Genomic DNA, 315 nt, shown 5'->3' with positions numbered 1-315 from the left:
GGAGGGGGTAGCGGAAACGGAGGCAGCAACGGTAACAGTGGCGGTAATGGCAATGGTAATTCGGGCGGCAAGGGAAACAATAGCAGCGAGTCGTCAGGCACCGGAAATGCTGGGAAACCTCAGGCCGATGTCGACGACGCGGCGAATGCAGGTCGCGGTACTTTGACTGTCCGCCACAAGGATGGCATCAGCGAAAGCGTTCAGCGCGGCCGATACGTGATGAAGGATGCAAAGGGCAGAACAATCGTCAATCGCGATGCAACAGTCTCTGACGAGCAGCGGCTCAGGGCCTTCCTCCGCTAACGGCGCCGGTCA

1 pseudogene is annotated in these 315 nt (G+C 59.4%); it reads left to right on the top strand.

What is annotated here, in order from left to right:
• Positions 1-303, top strand: a pseudogene (locus EN804_RS37820) (hypothetical protein); the annotation flags it as partial.
• Positions 304-315: the final 12 nt, after the last annotated feature.

It is taken from the genome of Mesorhizobium sp. M8A.F.Ca.ET.161.01.1.1 (assembly GCF_004792105.1).
In the GTDB taxonomy this organism is placed as follows: Bacteria; Pseudomonadota; Alphaproteobacteria; order Rhizobiales; family Rhizobiaceae; genus Mesorhizobium.
Note: the sequence above shows the minus strand (reverse complement) of the source record. Positions and strands in the feature narration are given on the sequence as shown.